Here is a 20099-nt window from a genome sequence, read left to right as displayed (position 1 = left end):
CAAGGAGTATACCACAATATTGAAAAGGCTTACAAATGCAAGTCGTTATTACTCATTCTTCCAAAAAAGCAAAATGGTCGGTCCGTTCATCCCTGATGACGCCAGACCAGTTCAGCCCATAAGCAAAATCGTATGCATGCCCCTCCGCATCGATATGCACCTCCATATCATGCGGTACATCCTCGCACTGCTCCTCAACCGTTTTCATATTTGCAGGCAGCTGCATAGGAAGCAGTCCCGAAGGCTCGCTTGCTCCGGTCAAAATGTCGAAAACTGCCTGATCCTGCACGCCGAAATTGACAATAATCGCATCAGCCGCGGCTTCAAACTCGGCCACGACAGACGGCTTCGCCAAATGGAGCGATACGATGACCGGTTTATCTTTCATCGCCTTCCGGGTGTCCAGTACCAGGTCCAAATCGGACGTATTGCATGCCGTGACCGTTTTCCCTTTATAGGTGCGGTTCAGCACGTCGCGTGAATCGCCGGCAATGCTGCGCTCCCGTGCATGCTCCGCTGTATAAGCGCCGTATTGGAGGCTGATCGGCACATAACCGTTCCCGCCCGAATCTGCATCCTCCTTGCTGTATCCGCTGCCGGAGTCGGCCCCTCTAACAAAAACAAGGCCCACATCCGCCTCATCAGGATTATCGGTCACATCGAAATATTTACCCAGTGTTTCCATATTAACCGGGTACTCCGTTTTTTCCGGGAAAGGCATGCCGAACCAGTTGGTACCTGCGGGCGTGAAGCGCTTCGGAACGTACACCGACATTCTTTTCGCAAGCGGCAGAAGACCGTTTTTGTTTTTCAGCATCACGATAGACTTCAATTGCGCGGCATAGCCTTCCGCCATGTAATCCGCTCGGCCGACGGTTGATTCACTTTGCTGCGGATCCAAATACGGATTTTCGAACAGGCCGACACGAAACATGTTTTTGAGCAACCTGATCGCCGACTGTTCAAACCGTTTGCGCATTTCGCCAGCTCCGTACTCCGCCGCCCCGATACGGAAAGCCTCTATGATCGGCGCGGCTTCATTGTTTCCGCCAAATTGATCGACGCCTGCCATAATAATTTTCAAATGTCTTTCGGCGAGCGTGTGCCCCTCTTCCATTCCCCAGCATCTTCCCCCCGGAAACAGACTCGTTATATGGGCCGGTTCATCGTCCGTAATGGCCCAATCCGTACAAACGACACCGTCATATCCGTATTTTTCGCGCAGCAGGTCTTGAATGATATAGGAGCTGTAGGAGTTGCCTACATTCTCGTCTTTGTTGCGGTCTTGGCCATAAGATATCGTATAATACGGCATCACTGCAGAAGCCATACCTGTACCGCCTGTCAGCCGGAAAGCCCCTTCTGTAAATGGTATAGTATGCTGTTCAAAATTGTCCCCCGGATAAACGGCAAATTTCCCGTAACCGAAATGGGCATCCCTGCCGCCTTCGCCGGAACCGCCGCCGGGCCAATGCTTGACCATAGCGTTGACGCTGTCATAGCCCCAGCCGCCGGATATTTCGCGCTCTCCTACAGAAGTCTGGAAGCCATCGATATAAGCCTTGGCCATTGCGGCGGACAGCTGCGGATCTTCGCCGAACGTCCCGCTAAAGCGCGCCCACCTCGGATCGGTCGCAATATCGATCTGCGGCGAAAGAGCCGTGGCAATGCCAAGCGCACGGTATTCCGATGCAGCAATTTCACCGAACCGTCTAACAGCCTCAGGGTCAAAAGTCGCGGCAAGCCCGAGCGGCTCCGGCCACATCGAAATGCTCCCGCCTGCCCCGGCGTTGTATTCCGCGCTGGAATCCGTGCCGTGCCGTGGATCCGAGCTGTTGTTGACCGGTATGCCAAGCTCGCTGCTTTCGGCCAAAGCCTGCGCAAGATTGTTCCAGCGCGCAGCCGTTGCCGGGCTTTCTACAGACGTAATGAGAATATGCCGCAGATGGTCTTTCGTCAGAAACTCGATTTGTTCATCCGTAAGCGCATGCGGCTCCGCTTCGCTCTCCGCATAAGACTTGCCGCCATATGTGGCGCTGAAAAATCCGCCCGCCCCCGGAATTGCCTGATGACTGCTATATAACATTAGTCCGGCAATTTGCTCGATCGTCATCCTGGATGCCAAATCTGCAGCGCGCTCTTCTGCGGGCAACCGCCAATCTTCGTATTTGTCGAGCTTTCCATCCTTGTTCAAATCTTTGAAGGCATAACCGTCTACCGTCACGATCCCTGCACCTGATGACGTTGAATATCCGATCACCGGCCCGCCCTCGTTTTTCACAAACTTGACCTGATCTACCCCGCCGCATTCCGTCCATTTTCGATTCATATACATCCTCCTCATCCCCGTTTTATTCGACACCTACTTTGAGTGTAATGGAGGATGGAGGGCGTCTGCTACTCAATGAACGACTTGTTACTACGGTTTTTTCGACGTATTTGCATGCACATAACGCCTATGGTAGAAATGAAGTACTTTGTTAAGAAAGAGCCTGGCGGCGTCCTTGGCGCGAGACAATACCCTAAATTTTTCTAGAATTTATCAGGTGAAACTTATAACTCAACTTTTCTGCTAACGAACCTGGCAACCCTTATTCGGCTCAAAATGGGGCCTTGTGGGCTGTAACGAATCATCCGATCGTTATTCACCGAAAATCGGCCGCTTCCCCGCCTTTTTTTCATCAATAGCGTGTCTCAGATTCGTTACACGCGGAGCAAGCCGATTTTTCGGCCAATAGCGTGTCTCAGGTTCGTTAGCCCCCACTCGTCAGTGCTGTTATTGTAAAATTAGCTCTGAAGTACAAGATTTCCCCTCTCCAGATTGTCGAAGAGAGGACGAGTGTTGCAGTTTTGTACAACATTTTCGCCTCTCCTCATCATGCGACTAAGCGCAAACGGGCAAAAAGGGGTTCTAGAGTTATACCTGTTGTCGGAACATTTTCATACAATCGACGGCCTCAAAATCAATTCGGTCGATTATCGAAAGTGAAGATCCACTGTTCATGCTAAGGACTCACACGAGTAATTTCTCTCCCATAGCCAGTACAAGCACTAACCCCGCTTTATGAGCTTCATAAAGTGCTGTAATATTCCTTCCTGATATTCTTTTTTTCTAATCACTCTAAAATGACTTTGTTCTGTAGGTCGTAATATGCAGATTCTAAATAAGGATGTATTACCTTAAGTTTCTCTTTATTATCAAATAGGAACTTAATATAGACGAAAGAAGCACTATCTAATGAATCTTTTAAATAGTGCTCGATTTTCTCTAGATAAGGAGGAGTTCCATCTTGATCCCACTCGATTTTATCAGCTACAAATAAAACTTTGTCTAGTTCTGAGGCATTTGCTTTTAACGTAGTATGGCAAGCGATAGCACTATTAACATCATTCTCTTGTACGTTAAATATAAGTTCAGCCATTGCCCCAGAGATCTTTTGGTGGATAATCATGGGGAATACCTCTTCTTCTTTTAATACTTCTAAACCCAGTTCTCTGGCCACATCCACTCTCTCAGAGTTTGGAAAAACCGCACTAATATCATGCAGATACCCAGCAATTTTGGCTTTCATTGGATCTACACCAAAAGTTATGGCTATCTCTTCTGCTTTTCGCCCCACTCGCAGACAATGATCTGCTGTTTTTTTATGCCCATTTTCTAAAAGGAAATTGTAAAAATCATTTTCGATATCCCCTGTAATTGTGATGTTTTTCATAAATCTATTGAATATGGGGTTCATATGTTTCATACTCTCCCTTCAAGGTTGCTCATATAAAACAAAATAAACGATAGTGCAGCCGGTCTATTCAATTACAGCACGAAATGCTCCAGCTATAGGAAGCTTCGAATTAGATCTCACTAAGTTCTCCAAGTAGCGTAAAAAGTCAGTATAGCATTCCATAATAATCTTTCCTTCGACAAACAAGAGCATAAGCGATAAATCAATTCGTAAACGCTTCCTAAATGCTGTCTCGATAAAATTATAAACATGACTGCTTTGAAAGTAAGCCGATGACTTTTCATTCGCCAGTTCAATAATCTCCGCCGCGGATTCCTTTTGTGATATTTTCAATAACACAGAACGAAATGCCTCTTCTGCTTCCTTCGCTGGATATAATGAATACTGACTCCGTAGAAAATCAGGCAATTGTTCCATAAGTACCTCATCTTGCAGTGAGTAGCAAAGTTGATTTCCATCATCATTGCAAGTGAACAATGACATATCCATGGATTCATTTAACTTCTTGGTCAAGTCACTCTCCGTCAATTTCAGCTCTTCCAACTCCTCCTTATACACCGTAATCCTATGACAAATGCCTAATTGAATATACTTTCCCATCGAGCTCCACCTTTCTCTTCACGACATTATTCTACATCCATTTTACGTAAATTTTAGCAATTTAGCAAAATATTTATAAGGCTAGGAGGCATGGAACGAACCTCTCCGTTTTGTTGCTCTTGGACATTAATGCAGCTGATCATTAACTTCGTTAACATGAAAAGTGGTGCGGTCCTCGATTGGTTGAGGCCACACCACTTGCAACGTGTATAGAGACTATGTTAGGCAGCAATTCGAAAGAATGTGGATTCCTCCAGATTTCAGGCCCCCATATCAGGTGAACCTGTAAGTTCCTCCACTACAGCAAACAATAATTCCGGCTTGCGGGTGGTGATCGCGTCAACGCCCATATGTATGAGCTTTTCCATCGCTTGCCGTTCATCAACCGTGTACGCCCAGACAGCCAAACCTGCTGCATGAGCTTCGCTTACAATTTCCGGATAACACGTATCATACCTCATGTTCAGGCCGGTGTATCCACTTCGTCGCGCATCCTGACATAGCCGCTTCGCATACTCTCTGTTACCCTCGAGCTGCACATCAGCCAGTTGAATAGATGTATTAATCATGACTTGGATATCAGGATGCCGTTGCGGAATCGCTGCCGAGTACCATCCCGTTATAAACGCCCGCTTCTCGGCGCCATATTGCCAGATCAGCCGAATTACCGGCTCGACGCTCTCGCTCGACTTCAAATCAATGTTCAGCTTCGTGCCGAGCGGAGCGGATGCTTGAAGCACTTGATGCAGGGCAGCAAGCTCATACTCCTCGTATGCTGCCCCCAATTGCCTGCGTACAGCAGGCTGATTCAGCTCTTCATAAGTATTCTGGCGCAAGAGCGAAACATCGTCATGCATAAGCACTACAGTTCCGCCTTTACATACGAGCGCATCAACTTCGACAATATCCGCTCCCGATTGGATGCCTTCGAGGAAGGAGGCCAAAGTATTGGCCGGACTTTTGCCGCAGCCGGTATGTGCGGCAACCATTGTTTTACGCACAAATGCTCCCCCTTTGCAAAATATAAGAAAGTAAAGTTTCACCCTAGACTAGGCTTATATTTTCTTGAAGAAACCGCGCATCCTCGGAGAAGGACGCCGTCAGGCGTTTCATCTTGGTGATATAGAATTTATAATCTTTCAGTTGATAAATTCTAAGTATCACTTCAAGAAACGCACCCGTCTTTTTAATGACGGTGAAACCGTTTCTTCTTAGTTGCAGCTAATCGCGCTTCTATTCCGGCTTCTTCATGAGCCACTCATGATCGGGATCGTTATAAAACTTCCACGTTCGGGCAGGTCCTGCCATCACATTTAAATAATAGCAATCGTAGCCCGGCGGCGCAGCAACCGGATGAAAGCCTCTCGGAACGAGAGTAGCCTCGCCGTCCTTCACGACGAGCGTTTCGTCCAATGAACGATCCTCCGTATACACCCGCTGCATGGCAAAACCCGTTGCCGGCTCGATTTTGAAATAATACGTTTCCTCCAGCAGCGACTCTTCAGGCAGAGCATCGCGATCATGCTTGTGCGGCGGGTAGCTTGACCAGTGGCCAGTCGGCGTAAATACTTCCACTACGAGTAAACTGTCGGCCGCTTCTTGCTCAGGCAATATATTATGAATTTGCCGCTCCGTACTGCCATAACCGCGTGTCTCGATTCCGACTTGCTCCGGCGCTATCAATCTGGCCTCATGGTTTCCCTTGCCCGGTGCTGTACAGATAGCAATTTCCAGCGCGGTCCGTGCCCGAATATCGTAATGATCCTCATTGGGCACATAGACAGCATAAGGAGGCGTTCGTTCGAACACACTGAAGCGCTTGCCAATATCGGAAAACTTCTGCCCCTTGGTAGCAATATCCGCCTTGCCGCTGAGCAGCACAAGACATGCTTCCCGCTCTCCCGTACTGCGATTAAGCTTTTCTCCTTCAGCCAGCCATACAACCTCGAAGCCAACATATTGCCATCCTGCCGACTCGGGTGTAATGTCAAGCACACTGCCCTCATCATTAGGAGCAGTCGGCGAGACGATTAACTTGGACTTGGTCACCTTTTCTCCCCCTCTTTCAAGCAAAGCTCAATCCCTCTTGTCTGGATAACTGCAACGCCTCGCTCACTTTAACTGGCCGCTTTAAGCGGCTGGATATTAGCGCTGCCAGGGCAGCCTGCTCAGCCTGCAGTCCGTCGTTTCCGTCCACAGGGACGGATCGCTTATGAATGATAGCATCTATAAATTGCCTTGTTTCCTCTTTATAAGCTTCATGGTAACGTTCCAGAAAAAAATGCAGCGGTTTGTCGCGGTAGATGCCGCTCGCTGTACTTATTACGGCTGTATTGGGATAGTCGTTGGCAATGGCTGCACTCCCTCTGGCCCCTAACACCTCCAAACGCTGATCATAGCCGTACACCGCTTGACGACTATTATCGATAACCCCCAGTGCGCCGTTGGCAAATTTCAGCGTAACGACTGCCGTATCGAGATCGCCATAAGTCGCAAAAATCGGGTCGATCAGCACTTCCCCTTGCGCATACACTTCTTCAATCTCGCAGCCGGCAATGTACCGGGCCATATCAAAATCGTGAATCATCATATCGATAAATATGCCGCCTGAAAGCCGGATATAGTCCGGGGAAGGCGGACTCGGATCGCGCGAAGTAATCTTGACCATATGAAGGCTGCCGATTGTCCCATCCTGAACAAGCTCGCGAATGCGTTTAAAGTTGTGATCGAATCTGCGATTAAAGCCGATTTGCAGCTTAACCCCTGCTGTGTGCGCCGCCTCAACAGCAGCTGCAGTCCGGGCAAGGTCCAGGCTGACCGGTTTTTCGCAAAAAATATGCTTGCCGACAAGTGCTGCTTGCTTAATCAGCGGCACATGCGTATTTGTCGGAGAGCATATAAACACGGCGTCAATGCCGGGGTTTGCCATAATCGCATCACTATCCGGCAGGACGGCAATATTGCGCACCGCTCCCCATTCTTCAAGCGCAGCATCCGCGCAAGGATCACTGATCGCCACCACTTCTGCCCCAGGACAGGCCAGCAAATTATCTGTATGGATTTTACCGATTCGCCCAGCCCCGATCATGCCGATTCTAACCTGTGCACCCATCACAAACGCCCCTTTCCTAAACCTCGCTACCAGCGGGCTGTGACCATTTTTTTGCGTGTGTAAAATTCAATACCGTCCGTTCCATTCGCATGCAGATCGCCATAAAATGATTTCTTCCATCCGGAGAACGGGAAAAAGGCCATCGGCGCAGGGACTCCAAGGTTGATCCCCAGCATACCGGCATCGATCGTCTCCCGAAATTGGCGGACATGGCTGCCGTTTGTCGTAAAGAGACAGGCGCCATTGGCGAAGTCCGAGCGGTTCGCCAGCTCAATCGCCTCTGCCAATGTATCAGCTCTGGCAATCGACAGCACGGGGGCAAAAATTTCATCCCGCCAAATCTTCATCTCGCTTGTCACCTGATCAAAGATCGTCGGTCCGATAAAATAACCGTTGCCCTCAGCAGCCACGTCCTTGCGTCCATCCCGCAACAGGCATGCGCCCTCCTGCTCGCCGGCTTCGATGTATTGGAGCGTCCGCTCCTTATGCGATTCGCGAATAACCGGTCCAAGGAAGGTGGCATCATCCAGACCATTGCCGATTGTAATCCGGTCAGCAGCTTCAAGAAGTTTATCCACGAGCTTCCCGCCCGCTTCGCCGACGGCAACGACCACGGAGCAAGCCATGCAGCGCTCACCTGCGGAACCGAATGCAGCGCCAACAATTTCTTTTACCGCAAGGTCCATATCTGCATCCGGCATGACAATCGAATGATTTTTGGCGCCGGCCAAAGCTTGCACCCGCTTACCGTTAGCCGCTGCTTTTGTATGAACATATTCGGCAACAGGCTGCGAGCCGACAAACGATACAGCTTGAATTTGCTTATGCTGCAAAATCCCGTTCACAACATCATGCGCGCCATGAACAATATTGAAGACGCCGTCAGGCAAGCCTGCCTGCTGGAGCAACTCCGCCAGCCGATTGGCCAACAGCGGCGTTCGCTCGGAAGGCTTCAGGATGAAGGTATTGCCGCAAGCAATTGCGAGTGGGAACATCCAGCACGGCACCATCATCGGGAAGTTGAACGGTGAAATCCCGGCAACGATGCCTACCGGATAGCGATACATGCCCGATTCTATATTGGTGGAAATATCCGGCAATTGCTTGCCCATCATCAGCGTTGGCGCGCCCGCAGCAAATTCGACGCACTCGATGCCGCGCTGCACTTCACCGATCGCTTCATTGTAGCTTTTCCCATTCTCCAGCGTAATCAGGCGGGCCAGTTCCTCCCAATGATCGACGAGCAGCTGCTGATATTTAAACAAAATGCGGGCACGTTTCGGCACCGCCGTACAGCTCCACGCTTTGAAGGCAGTCTGAGCAGACTGTACAGCCTGCTCCACATCCTCCTGTGCCGATAGCGGCACGTAGGCCAGCACCTCTTCAGTCGCAGGATTATATACCGCTTGCGACTCCTGCGATGCGGAATCCGTCCAGATGCCGTTAATCCAATTTTTCAGAACAGTCTCTCTCATGTCCATCTTCCCCCTTTCTTACCCCTTATACGGTTAACTCTCCGTTGTTGCAGCGCTCGATATAAGCTTCGATCTGACTGACCGTTGGCATCGCATCTGAGCAGCTATGGCTGGAGATCACAATACAAGCGGAGGCGCTGCCGAATTCCATACACTTCTCCAGCGTCCAGCCCTGTTTAAGACCGTAGAGGAAACCGGCAGCATATGAGTCACCTGCACCAAAAGTTTTCACAACTTTAGCCGGAAAGCTCTTCGCACGGTGTTCCTTTCCGTCTTTTGTATAAGCAATTGAGCCTTCCTTGCCATGCTTAATAATCACAATTTGCGCTGCGTACGCAAACCATTTGGAAGCTGTAACATGATCGGAGTGCTCCCGGTTATCGTCGAACAGCTCCATCATGTCAAACTCTTCACGCGTGCCAATAATAATGTCGCATTTTTCGGCGGCCAAATTGTAATAGACAGCCGTTTCCTGCTCTGATGTCCATGTGTACGGACGATAATCGAGATCGAACACGAGGGTCACGCCATGCTTTTTGGCATAGGCAAGCGCTTGAAATACCGCTTCGCGCGATGGACTTTTCGCCAGAGCCGTACCGGAGATGAGCAGCATTTGTGCTTGCGCAATCAGCTCTTCGCTCACCTCGCCAGGCTCCAGCAGCAAATCGGCCACATGTTCACGATACATCAAAATACTGCAATCACTCGGACTCTTGATCTCCGTGAACGCAAGCCCCGTTACCGCTCTCGTGTAATCTGTTAGCACATTCCTCGTATCAATGCCGTTACTCTCCAAATAACGAAATATAAACCGCCCCATCTGATCATCAGCTATTTTGCCGATAAATGCCGTCCGCTGACCAAGCCGCGACATGCCAATCGCAATGTTGGCCGGCGAACCTCCCACATACTTTGTGAAGCTCATCGTTTCTTCCATCGGCCGATTGATTTCATTGGCGTTCAGATCGATGCATAACCGGCCGATTGCCACGAAATCAAACGGCTTTTCCGGCCGAAATGTAATATAGCTCATTCGCTGACACCTTCTTCTTTGCAAGAAATAAGTGTATCGATAAATTGCAGTGAACGCTGCGCATACTCGAACGGCGGATGTAAGTCGGGGTCCTGCTCGCCTTCGATAATTGCCCAGCCATCGTAATTTCGTTTCAGAAGCTCGGCGATTATCGGCTTGAAATCAAGTGAGCCGTCTCCAGGCACAGTAAATACGCCTTTGCGAATGCAGGTGACAAAATCCGCCTTTTCCCGCCGCGCCTCATCCAGCACGTTCTGGCGGATGTCCTTCAAATGAATGTAGGCAATCCGTTCGTAATGCTTCTGCAAAACCGTCAGCGGATCGCCGCCTCCGTAATACGCATGGCCAGTATCGAACAGCAAGTATACAAGCTCCGGATCCGTCATCGCCATGAGCCGGTCAATCTCCTCCGGCCGCTCTACGACTGTTCCGCCATGATGATGATAAGTCAGCTTCAGCCCATATTCCTTTGCGATCGCGCCTGCTGCATGCAAGCCGTCGGCCAGATGCTCCCATTCGCTATCCGACAAGGACAACACTTCTTTTTCATTAGCCGTTCTGCGCGGGTCAAAATGGAGAGAGCCCCCTACCTCGCACGTACTAATCACTTCGCAGCCCATTTCCTGCAGAAATTGCGCATGCTTGCGGTAGGCAGCTAATTCAGCGTCCCGAAACGAAGGATCGGAGAACAGCACCGATTTCCATTGGGAAGTCAGCCGGATGCCGCGCCGCGTCAGCTCAGGCTTGAGCACTTGCGGATCGGCCGGATATTTGCGTCCCATTTCCGTTCCTTTCAGGCCTAGCGCTTGGATATCATCAAGTATTTGCTCGAACGTCGTCTCTTCCCCATGCTCCTTGACATCTTCTCCCACCCAGTTGATCGGATGGATGCCCAGCTTAAAAGGCAACTGTCTCATAGATAGATCCCCTCCTACGAAGTCAGTGTAATGCTTTTCAACTTGGCTTTCATCGCTTCACTTGCCTGCACGACCTTCGGGCTTGCCGACACTTCCGCCACCCCGACATTCCACCACGATTTGTACCCGTCTGTATGCGTGCCCGGCACAACCGAAATTTCAATTAAAGTCGTGACCGTCTCCTGCTTTGCTGCCAGCAATGCGGCCCTCAACTGCTCAGGATTGCTCGCTTTATAGGCTTTGGCTCCCAGGCTGCGAGCATGGCCCGCGAAGTCGATCGGCATAAAATCGCCCGCCAAGCGGTTTCCTCGACGATAACGAAACTCATTGCCAAAGCCTGCGCTGCCCTGACTGCGCTGCAAATTATGAATACATTGAAAGCCATGATTGTCAAACAGCAAGATCGTAAATTTGCGTCCCTCTTGCAAGCTCGTCACCAGCTCCGAATGCAGCATCAAGTAACTCCCATCGCCTGCGATTGCATATACGTCGCGATCAGGCTCAGCCAGCGAAGCGCCGAACGCGCCGGCAATTTCATATCCCATGCAGGAGAAACCGTATTCCATATGATACGTTTTGGGCTCGGCAGGTCTCCAGAGACGATGAAGATCACCCGGCAAGCTTCCTGCCGCACAGACAATAATCGAAGACGGATCAATCGTTTCTTGAATAACGCCCAGAGCGCGAGTCTGGGCCATCCCCGCTTCATGCTCCACGGCAAACAGACGATCGACTTCCACATCCCACTCGTGCTTCAGCTCCCCGATCACTGACAAGTCATGATCATTCTTGTAATCGGCCGTTTGCAACGCAGCCGCCAGCGCCTGAATGCCTGCTTTGGCATCCGCAGTAATCGCCGTGCCATTTAGCTTGGAGGAGTCGAAGGCGCTGACATTCAGGTTCAAAAACCGGACGCCGGGGTTGCAGAAAGCTGATTTCGACGAGGTCGTAAAGTCTGAATAGCGGGTACCGATGCCAATGATCAGATCGGCTTCTTGCGCCAGCGTGTTCGCAGCAAGCGTGCCGGTTACGCCAATCGCTCCCACATTGAGCGGATGGTTCCAGGGCAGTGCGCTTTTACCGGCCTGCGTCTCCGCAACCGGGATACAGTAAGCCGCGGCAAACGCGGCAAGCTCTTGTTCGGCTGATGCGTACAATACGCCGCCGCCAGCAATAATAAGCGGCTTCCTCGCGCGCCGCATCAACTGGGCAGCACGGGCAACAGCATCGCTTGCGGCCGGCCGGCGATCGATGTAATGCACCTTACGCTCGAAGAACGATAGCGGATAGTCATAGGCTTCCGCCTGAACATCCTGCGGCAAGGCGAGCGTGACCGCACCTGTCTCAGCCGGGTCGGTCAATACACGAAGCGCTTGCACAGCTGCTGTCATCAATTGCTCCGGCCTTGTAATTCGGTCCCAATATTTGCTCACCGCTTTGAACGGTTCATTCGCAGAAATTGTATAATCATTGGCAACTTCCAGCTGCTGCAATACCGGGTCCGGCTGACGGCTGGCAAAATTATCACCCGGCAGCAAGAGGACGGGAATGCGGTTTACGGTGGCCGTTGCCGCAGCCGTTACCATATTCAAGGCGCCCGGGCCGATCGACGAGGTGCAGGCATAGATTTGCAGACGATTGCTTTGCTTGGCAAAGGCGGTCGCTGCATGCACCATGCCTTGTTCATTTTTCCCCTGGATAAACTTCAAGTTTCCTGCGCTGTTTTCTAGCGCCTCTCCAAGCCCCGTCACATTGCCGTGGCCGAATATGCCCATAACGCCTTGCACAAACTTCGTTTCGGTACCGTCAACAGAGACATACTGCTGATCCAAAAACTTCAATAAGGCTTGCGCCATCGTCAAACGAATCGTTGTCATCCTGGCCTCCCCCTTTGCAGCGATTAACTTTTTACTCCTTCACCGATCCAAGCATAATGCCATGAATAAAATACCGTTGTAAAAATGGATACACGATCAATATAGGCAGCATGGAAACCATAATTTTTGCCGCGTTCAGCGTTTTATCGGACATTTTGGCAATCAGATCGGCATTGGTAGAATCCATCAATTCAGGCGAAAGCTGTACAACAAGCTGCTGAATATAAGTTTGCAGAGGATAATTCTCCACGCTGCGCATAAAAATCATGCCGTCAAAAAACGAATTCCAGTGCGTTACCACGCTAAATAAAGTAACCGTAGCCATCGCCGGCAAAGAAAGCGGCAGAAACACCTTAAACAGCATAAACCATGGTCCTGCGCCATCGATCAGCCCCGCCTCGCTCAGCTCCTTCGGCAGGTTTCTAAAAAAGTTCATGAGCAGGATAACATTGAACACCGGCACCGCGCCCGGCAGCACTAATGCCCAAATCGTATTGAACATGCCGAGCGATTTGACCACCAAATATAAAGGGATCACGCCGCCAGTAAACAACATATTAAATAAAATGAACCACATATAATAATGGCGTAACTTGAATTCTCTCTGGCTTCTTGAGAGCGGATAGGCAATCAAGATCGTCAAAATAAAGTTGATCGAGCCGCCCAGCAGCACTCTTTTGAGTGAAACAAAAAACGAATTAAAGAAATAAGGATCGTCGATAATTTTCCGGTAAGATTCAATATTGAAGCCTACCGGCCAAAAAGTAACAAAGCCTCCCGCCGCTGCAGACATATTGCTAAAAGAGACAGCAATCGTATGAATAACCGGTGCCAAGGACGAAAAGGAGATGACAGCCATTAGCAGGATCAAGCTTATATTCCAGATACGCGCGGAAACGGTTTTATCTTGTACCAATTCAAGGACACCTCCTGTCCGCAGTCGATGATAATTAGAAAATGCGGTAACTCGCAAAGCGATAGGCAAGCCGGTATGAAATAATAATTAAGATAAAGCCGATGACCGATTTCAACAGTCCCACTGCCGTCGCAAATCCGTATTGCGCCTGCACCAGACCAACCCGGTACACATACGTATCAATGACGTCGCCTGAAGGATACACGAGCGGATTATAGAGGTTGAAAATTTGATCAAAGCCGGCGTTCAGGATATTGCCGATACTCAAGGTGGCCAGCAAAATAATCGTCGGTACGATGCTGGGCAGCGTAATGTAGCCTATTTTTTGCAAGCGGCTCGCCCCATCTATTTCAGCAGCTTCATACAAGGTAGGATCAATACCGGCCAGCGCAGCCAGGTAAACAATCGCTCCGAACCCAAAATCCTTCCATGTATCCGAGCCGATAATGATCCACGGGAACCAGTCATTACTGGCAAGAAACATCATTTTTTGGCCGCCGAACGCCTCAATCACTCCATTGATAATGCCATCCATAGACAACATCTCAATTAAGACGCCGGCAAGAATAACCCACGATATAAAATGCGGCAAGTAGACAACCGTCTGTACCCATCTTTTGAACATTGCATTTTTGAGTTCATTGAGCAGAACAGCAAACGTGACAGGGATAATTAATCCGGCAATTATTTTCCCTACAGCGATAAAAATCGTGTTATAAAAAATAACCCTGCTGTCTCTGATTTGGAACAGATACTTAAAATTTTCAAGACCGATCCAGGGTGAATCTTTAATGCCCAGTCCGATATTAAAGTCCTGAAAGGCGATAAGGACGCCAAAGAGCGGTATCGTAGAAAAGATGATCAGTAGAACGATACCTGGAAACAGCATCATATGATAATGCTTCTGAAAGCTTTTCATCTTATTCTCCCCGCTTCATCGTTAAAGTAGAAAAGCGCCGCCAAACATACGAGGGTGGCGCTTTTCACTTCTCTTGCTTTCCGTTATTTCATCTCGTCGTTAATCTCCTTCGTAATTTCATCGCCGCCCTGCGCCTTCCAATCGGCTACGAACTTATCAAACTCATCAAGCGGCTTATTGCCCATCACGATCGCAAAGAACATTTCATCCTCAATCTTTTCCAGATTGGCCCATTTGCGATCCATTGTTTTGGTTGTTGTCGTAAACTCGTTGAAAAGGGAATTCATTGGCTGTTTCAGCATTTCCGCAGGCTCTGTATAGCCCCAGAATTTGCCCCAGCCGGCCAGATCGGCTCTTGGCGCCGCCTCGTCCGCTTTGGCGAAGTCGTACAATATTTTCATCTCTGGCGCCAATGTTGCCGCATCGATCTTGCCGGCCATCGCGTCAGCAAGAATATCGGATTTTCTTTCCACCGCATCCGCATAGTCAAAGGTAGCGTTGCCGATCGGCCAAAACTCCGTACTTATCGTCGTATCCAGCTTGGCTCCATCAGGATCGGCTTTGCGTTCGGCACGAATATAGTTGTTGGCATATACAACCGCAGCTTCCGGATGCTTGAAGCCTTTTTTGACTACAATAAACTTCTGGCTGACAGGAACCTGCAAGTTATTGATCGCACCGTTATCGTCGGTAATCATATAAGGCTTGAACACGGCGTCAGGATCATTCGCATACGTATCGCGAACCACGCCGCCAGACCACCAAGGACCGAAAAACATCCCCGCTTTGCCGGAAATGACCGTTTGGTCAATATCCTTGCGAAGCGCAAACTCCTTATCAATCAAGCCACTTTCATACATTTCGCGAATTTTGCCGAGTGCCTGCTTTGTTTCGGGCTGTATTGATCCATATACGATATTACCGCTCGCATCCTTGATCCAGTTGCGGGGATAAGCATGGAAGGCGGCATATAACCCCTTCAAATTGTGGCGGCTCACCTTTTGCTGCACATCCAGCCCTTCTGCGGTCAGCCCGATTGTATTATCGCCGCCCATCTTATTGTCGACGAAGGCCTTGGCAATTTTCTCTACATCCGCTACCGTTTTCGGACCTTCCAGCTGCAGCTTGTCGAGCCAATCCTGCCGCACAAACAGCATGCTGACAGAGTCGGCCTGCACCGAAATATTAGGAATCGCCATCAGCTTGCCATCGATCGTCGCTTTTTCAATCGCCTTGTTGTTCGTAGATTCATAAAGCTCTTTCGTTAATGGCGCTTGATACTTGGCGAATACTTCCGTCAGATCCTCCAATTGATTCGCGCGGGCAAGCGTGCGGAAGGTCTGCTCATCGACGATCATCACATCGGGAATATCGCCGCTGCCGATGGATAGTTTGGATTTTTGTTCAAAATCGTTGCCGGAGGCGTACCATAATATTTTGACAGAAATGTTGGATTTCTCTTTCAAATAACGAGAATACTGGTTGTCTTCAACAGTATCGCCAGTTGGCAGCTTGGCGTCCGCTCCGACATGCTTGAAGGTTGTAAACTCCACCGGCTCCGTCAGCCTGTATGGATCGATCTCAGCCGAGGGCTCCTGGCCGTTCTTTTGCTCCTGATCGTTTTTCCCTTCGGACTGAGCCGGCTGCTTGTTATTTCCTCCTGTGTCTGTCTTGCCTTGCTTCTCGCCATCTGAACAGGCAGACATGATTAATGCGAATACTAATAATAAACTGACCAGCCAACCTTTTTTTGAATTCATGTGAACCCCTCCCATCTGTAATCGCTTACACCGTTAATTATATAAAAGATCAAAGCCTGCAAGAGCTAATAACGTCCTGAGTTCATGTTCAAAACGTCTCTAATCGGCTTGCAGACCTTGAAAAAAGAAGATCATTTTACACATTATTGAGGACGATTTGTGACTTTTCCGGCGGACTTGCGGTAATCTCTAGGCTGCATCCCTGTCGACTGGCGAAACACTTTGCTGAAATAACGCTCATTCGGATAGCCCGACTGCAGAGCAATCCAACTGATGGAGCGATTCGTCTGCTCCAGCAGGGCTTTTGCCCGCTCTATCCTTAAATCTCTAATATAATCCTGAAATGTGCTGCCGATAATATCGCGAAAGCACTTGCTGAAATAGCTGCGGCTCATCCCGACCTTCCTCGCAATGTCCGGCAGCTGGATATTATCTTTGAGCTCTTCCTTAACATAATCGACAGCCTTCATAATGCTGTTAACCACTTCCTCTGAGTACGGCTGGTCTCCCGTATCGCCTTGCAGACGCTGCCTGGCCTGCTCCAGCCAACCTTTCCATTCTTCCCAGCTCTGAGGCTTTTTTTGCTCATCCAAGCCGATCATATGGCGGTCAAAGTATTTGCTCCACTCCTCCAGCGCTGCATCAAACATCTGCTTCAGTTGCGCGGCGGACATCCTCATGGCCGCTGTTTGCTCCAGCAGTTCCGCATATTTTTCCTTATCCGATATCCAGGCGATCCTGGACCAATCTTTACCGAGCTTTATATATTGCTCCTTATCCGGGAGCTGTTGTTCTCCGATCCGGTTGACGATTCGTTGTAAAATCGCTTCCATCTGGTCGCCTTCAAGCTCTATTTTTGTAATATAGTCTAACGCCCCCAGTCTCAGCGCATCCCGTATCAGCTCAAAATCGTGGTGAAAAGTAAGAACAACCATGAAAATATGCGGATACTTCTCCTTTACCTGCTTCATAAGCTCAATTCCTGTCATAACAGGCATCGCCAAATCCGTTATCAGCAAATCGACTTGAGTGCCGGCCAGCAGCTCCAGCGCTTCAATCCCGTTGCTTGCTTCACAGACGACTTCCAAACCAAACCGGCTCCAAGGCATAATGCGAATAAAGCCTTGCCGTACCAAATAATCGTCATCGACAACCATCACCTTCAACATAGCTGATCTCCCTCCTGTTCTATGATTGGCAAAGTAAGAGTAATTAGCGTCCCCTGTCCCAGACTGCTCTGAATATCCATGCTTGAGGTGCCAGGGAAATTCAATTCCAGCATACGGCGCACATATTTCCAGCCAATCCCCATTCCTGTCCTGCTGGCCACGCTTTCACCCGAAAGCATGCGAGCGACTTCCTCCTCTGTCATGCCATAACCATTATCCCTTACACCAATTGTAAAATGGGTGCTGCTCTCTTTGCGTACAAACACCTCGATCACACCCTGCTCGCTGCTTTTCGTTTTCAAACCATGAGAAATCGAATTTTCAACCAGCGGCTGCAAAATAAACCTCGGCACCGATAATTTCAGCAGCTCAGCGTCTGCTTGAATTTGCACATCAAACTGAAAGTTATAGCGGACCCCTTGCAGCGTCACATAATTTTTCAGCGCGGCAATCTCCTCTTCAATCGGAGCCAACTGTCCCTTGCCCAGATTATAATGCAGTAATCGATTTAATGTAGAGACCAGACGATCCGTCTCATCCTGACCGTTAACCCTGGCAAGCCAGCGAATCGTATCAAGCGTATTATGAATAAAGTGCGGATTTATTTTATACAGTAAATTTTCGATCTCCAGCTGCCGCTTAATCTCCGCATTCTCATCAATATCACGGATTAACTCATCTATTCTGACTCGCATCGTGGAAAATTCCTGATGAATTTCCGCGAACTCCTGAGCAACATCCTTCTTTAATCCAGGGAGCTCCGTCATCCTGCCATTTTTCAGACGCCGTATGTTTTTCTGCAAATGCAACAAAGGAGAGTAGATCATCCGCCAAATCATAAAGGCCAGCAAACAACTGACAACGAGCGATAATGCCGCAAAAAACACAAATTTGGCAATCCAATTGTTTATTTCTTTTTCATAGCTTTGTTTTGAAACAGCGGCAACAATCCGCCACGACTGGGTGCTTAATTCCTCAAACAAGTAATATCCTTTATCCGAGCGGGCATCATCAAGCGTGTCTGTCATCAGACTGCCTGCCGGAAAATCCTCCTGATTTTCGCTATAGGCAATTCTATTATTAGTGTCTACGAAAAAATAAAACGTATCTTTGATCATATCGTCAGTATTTAAGATGCGGTCAGTCAGCTTAAAATCAGTCTCCATATACAAATAAACATCATCGCGTTGAGGAAACTCCACTTTACGCACAACGGATAGCACTTTATAACCGTCTAACGGATTTAAAGAGATATGCGGCCCATAATATGTAAACGTCAACTGCTCTGCCAGCAGCGGCAGTTCGAAAATATTAAAATCGTCGCGAATGTGAGAGTTTTTAAATAAGATTTCATCCGTCTCCGTCTGATAATAAAAAATTAAGCCCAAAGAAGGGTTGGTAAAATGGATCAGGCTAATTTCGCTCTCAATCTCTTGATATAACTTCTTTTTCTCAAACAAATTTGATGTGGTCAAATACTCATTCAATTTGTTGCCGATCCGCCCCTCGAATACTAGCTGCTGTGAAGCATGATTCAGTTGGCTAAGCGTATTTTCGAAGGAAAGCCGCACATTGTGGAGATTGTTCGTAATTCCCTTTTCCGCTTTATTTTTTAACATGTCATACATGGACGTGTGTGTAATCGATCCAATAACGACGAGCGGGAATAGCGAGCATAGCAACAGCAGTACAATTAGACGATTTTTAAGCGTTTTCGGAAATAACGGTACCTTCATTCACTTCCCTGCTTTCCAATGAAATCTAAATCGAATAACTCCTTTCTAGATTCAATTTCATTGCTGAATGGTGAAATTGACTCCTCTATATTATATTTAACTTAGCGTATAGCAAATGTAAATTGTATCTAAATATAACGATATCAGCGTTTTCCCGATAGTTGGTCGAGCTTGCTATATTTCAAAAAAATAGACCGCCTCACGGCGGTCTCGGTTACAGTAAAATAACTATTCCTTTCATATTCGATTGTCCGCGGCTGAACAAAGACTCGATTAATGGTATGAGCTTAGCGATAATAAGATGCGTTTCGCTATACGATTTACTGCCTCCACTATTCTTCCGCGACTCGCATTTTAGTATTTCCTGCAGTGCTTCGGAAAGGCTCCCTCAGAGCGCCCGCTAATTATTTATCTTATCCGTCAAATCATCGATATTCTTCTTTCCTTCATCCTTAATATCGTCATAAACCTGCTTGCCGTTTTGGGACACTTCGTTATATAAACGCCTCCCTGTTTCGTCTGCGTAATTCCATGCGAAACTTTTGCGTTCGTTCATTTTTTGAAAGATCTCATTCCGTGGGAAATCACTTTCTTTCTTCGTTTCCAGATATTTGAGGGCTGCCAGCAGATTCGAATTTTCTTGGTTCACCAGACGCTGCATTGTTTCCCGTGTCTTATTGAGCGTTCCCTGCTTCGTTTCTTTTTGAATATTGGCTTTCCCTGTTCCTTTTTCTATCCATCGCGTCCACTCGCCGCGCAATTTTTCATACACCTTATTCAAATAATTTTTTAGCGCTTCGTCATTATCGATGGAAGTAAACTCTCCGCCGCCGGATGCAGCAACC

Annotated in this window: 15 protein-coding genes and 1 pseudogene; all 16 read right to left on the bottom strand. The window is 48.6% G+C overall.

Annotation, left to right across the window (positions count from 1 at the left end; translation table 11 throughout):
- Nucleotides 1–52: 52 nt before the first annotated feature.
- Complete coding sequence (locus ACFQ0N_RS36640) at nucleotides 53–2329, bottom strand: glycoside hydrolase family 3 protein (protein WP_379335181.1); 2277 nt, start codon at nucleotides 2327–2329, stop codon at nucleotides 53–55.
- A gap of 787 nt (nucleotides 2330–3116) precedes the next feature.
- Entirely contained in the window at nucleotides 3117–3749 is a 633-nt protein-coding gene (gene yqeK, locus ACFQ0N_RS36635; RefSeq protein WP_379335179.1) for a bis(5'-nucleosyl)-tetraphosphatase (symmetrical) YqeK, read from the bottom strand.
- A gap of 54 nt (nucleotides 3750–3803) precedes the next feature.
- Nucleotides 3804–4340 (bottom strand): hypothetical protein, encoded by a 537-nt coding sequence (locus tag ACFQ0N_RS36630; protein WP_379335177.1) that lies wholly within the window; start codon nucleotides 4338–4340, stop codon nucleotides 3804–3806.
- Nucleotides 4341–4600: 260 nt separating this feature from the next.
- A complete protein-coding gene (locus ACFQ0N_RS36625) occupies nucleotides 4601–5341 on the bottom strand; it encodes a glycerophosphodiester phosphodiesterase (protein WP_379335175.1) in 741 nt (246 codons plus the stop codon).
- Between the two features lie 232 nt (nucleotides 5342–5573).
- On the bottom strand, nucleotides 5574–6389 hold the full coding sequence (gene iolB / locus ACFQ0N_RS36620) for a 5-deoxy-glucuronate isomerase (protein ID WP_379335173.1): 816 nt from the start codon (nucleotides 6387–6389) through the stop codon (nucleotides 5574–5576).
- Nucleotides 6390–6405: 16 nt separating this feature from the next.
- Entirely contained in the window at nucleotides 6406–7452 is a 1047-nt protein-coding gene (gene iolG / locus ACFQ0N_RS36615; protein WP_379335171.1) for an inositol 2-dehydrogenase, read from the bottom strand.
- Nucleotides 7453–7478: 26 nt separating this feature from the next.
- The gene (locus ACFQ0N_RS36610) at nucleotides 7479–8927 is read right to left on the bottom strand and encodes a CoA-acylating methylmalonate-semialdehyde dehydrogenase (protein ID WP_379335169.1); all 1449 of its coding nucleotides are present in this window, start codon (nucleotides 8925–8927) and stop codon (nucleotides 7479–7481) included.
- Nucleotides 8928–8952: 25 nt separating this feature from the next.
- Nucleotides 8953–9960, bottom strand: coding sequence for a 5-dehydro-2-deoxygluconokinase (gene iolC / locus ACFQ0N_RS36605; RefSeq protein ID WP_379335167.1), 1008 nt, complete (start codon nucleotides 9958–9960; stop codon nucleotides 8953–8955).
- Complete coding sequence (iolE, locus tag ACFQ0N_RS36600; RefSeq protein ID WP_379335165.1) at nucleotides 9957–10877, bottom strand: myo-inosose-2 dehydratase; 921 nt, start codon at nucleotides 10875–10877, stop codon at nucleotides 9957–9959. Before iolE ends, iolC begins: the two co-directional genes overlap by 4 nt.
- 14 nt (nucleotides 10878–10891) lie before the next feature.
- Nucleotides 10892–12754, bottom strand: coding sequence for a 3D-(3,5/4)-trihydroxycyclohexane-1,2-dione acylhydrolase (decyclizing) (iolD, locus tag ACFQ0N_RS36595; protein WP_379335163.1), 1863 nt, complete (start codon nucleotides 12752–12754; stop codon nucleotides 10892–10894).
- Nucleotides 12755–12785: 31 nt separating this feature from the next.
- On the bottom strand, nucleotides 12786–13670 hold the full coding sequence (locus ACFQ0N_RS36590; RefSeq protein ID WP_379335161.1) for a carbohydrate ABC transporter permease: 885 nt from the start codon (nucleotides 13668–13670) through the stop codon (nucleotides 12786–12788).
- Nucleotides 13671–13704: 34 nt separating this feature from the next.
- Nucleotides 13705–14589 carry an ABC transporter permease gene (locus tag ACFQ0N_RS36585; protein WP_379335159.1) on the bottom strand — a complete coding sequence of 295 codons (885 nt, stop codon included), beginning with the start codon at nucleotides 14587–14589 and terminating at the stop codon, nucleotides 13705–13707.
- Between the two features lie 83 nt (nucleotides 14590–14672).
- Nucleotides 14673–16349 carry an extracellular solute-binding protein gene (locus ACFQ0N_RS36580; protein WP_379335156.1) on the bottom strand — a complete coding sequence of 559 codons (1677 nt, stop codon included), beginning with the start codon at nucleotides 16347–16349 and terminating at the stop codon, nucleotides 14673–14675.
- Between the two features lie 143 nt (nucleotides 16350–16492).
- Nucleotides 16493–17518 carry a response regulator transcription factor gene (locus ACFQ0N_RS36575; protein WP_379335154.1) on the bottom strand — a complete coding sequence of 342 codons (1026 nt, stop codon included), beginning with the start codon at nucleotides 17516–17518 and terminating at the stop codon, nucleotides 16493–16495.
- A complete protein-coding gene (locus tag ACFQ0N_RS36570; protein WP_379335152.1) occupies nucleotides 17512–19254 on the bottom strand; it encodes a sensor histidine kinase in 1743 nt (580 codons plus the stop codon). The genes ACFQ0N_RS36575 and ACFQ0N_RS36570 overlap by 7 nt, the downstream gene beginning before the upstream one ends.
- Nucleotides 19255–19654: 400 nt before the next feature.
- Nucleotides 19655–20099 (bottom strand): annotated as a pseudogene (locus ACFQ0N_RS36565) (vWA domain-containing protein); the annotation flags it as partial.

Origin of the sequence: Paenibacillus sp. GCM10027626 (genome assembly GCF_042676285.1) — a bacterium.
GTDB lineage: Bacteria > Bacillota > Bacilli > Paenibacillales > Paenibacillaceae > Paenibacillus_Z.
Note: the sequence above shows the minus strand (reverse complement) of the source record. Positions and strands in the feature narration are given on the sequence as shown.

Coding starts and splice junctions, on each gene's coding strand:
- ACFQ0N_RS36640 (WP_379335181.1), bottom strand. CDS start 2,329: ATGAATCGAAAATGGACGGAATGCGGCGGGGTAGATCAGGTCAAGTTT.
- yqeK (WP_379335179.1), bottom strand. CDS start 3,749: ATGAAACATATGAACCCCATATTCAATAGATTTATGAAAAACATCACA.
- ACFQ0N_RS36630 (WP_379335177.1), bottom strand. CDS start 4,340: ATGGGAAAGTATATTCAATTAGGCATTTGTCATAGGATTACGGTGTAT.
- iolG (WP_379335171.1), bottom strand. CDS start 7,452: ATGGGTGCACAGGTTAGAATCGGCATGATCGGGGCTGGGCGAATCGGT.
- ACFQ0N_RS36610 (WP_379335169.1), bottom strand. CDS start 8,927: ATGAGAGAGACTGTTCTGAAAAATTGGATTAACGGCATCTGGACGGAT.
- iolC (WP_379335167.1), bottom strand. CDS start 9,960: ATGAGCTATATTACATTTCGGCCGGAAAAGCCGTTTGATTTCGTGGCA.
- iolE (WP_379335165.1), bottom strand. CDS start 10,877: ATGAGACAGTTGCCTTTTAAGCTGGGCATCCATCCGATCAACTGGGTG.
- iolD (WP_379335163.1), bottom strand. CDS start 12,754: ATGACAACGATTCGTTTGACGATGGCGCAAGCCTTATTGAAGTTTTTG.
- ACFQ0N_RS36585 (WP_379335159.1), bottom strand. CDS start 14,589: ATGAAAAGCTTTCAGAAGCATTATCATATGATGCTGTTTCCAGGTATC.
- ACFQ0N_RS36580 (WP_379335156.1), bottom strand. CDS start 16,349: ATGAATTCAAAAAAAGGTTGGCTGGTCAGTTTATTATTAGTATTCGCA.
- ACFQ0N_RS36575 (WP_379335154.1), bottom strand. CDS start 17,518: ATGTTGAAGGTGATGGTTGTCGATGACGATTATTTGGTACGGCAAGGC.
- ACFQ0N_RS36570 (WP_379335152.1), bottom strand. CDS start 19,254: ATGAAGGTACCGTTATTTCCGAAAACGCTTAAAAATCGTCTAATTGTA.